The 278-nt window shown below is 39.6% G+C and carries 1 pseudogene; it reads right to left on the minus strand.

Going from position 1 to position 278, the window contains the following annotated elements:
• A pseudogene (gene purH, locus KVT27_RS24360) lies at positions 1 to 278 on the minus strand (bifunctional phosphoribosylaminoimidazolecarboxamide formyltransferase/IMP cyclohydrolase); the annotation flags it as partial.

Raw genomic sequence — 278 nt, forward strand, 5'->3', positions numbered from 1 at the left:
TCTCGCCATAACGTAAGTCTTGCTTTTTCTCAAATGTCACAGTTAATGTTTCTGGACCTTCTTCACCCATTTGCTCTGTTAAGTAGTTAGAGATTAACGCAGCATATGCCGCTGTATGACGGAATACTTTCGCTGCTAATTTACGTTTCGTTTCTTCTTTTACTTCACCGTCTTCTTTCAGTTCTGCTAATACAACATCGTAATCTACTGGATCTACAATTACCGATACAAATTTATGATTTTTCGCAGCAGAGCGAATCATTGTCGGGCCACCGATA

The organism is Lysinibacillus sp. GbtcB16 (genome assembly GCF_019091145.1).
Lineage (GTDB): Bacteria > Bacillota > Bacilli > Bacillales_A > Planococcaceae > Lysinibacillus > Lysinibacillus fusiformis.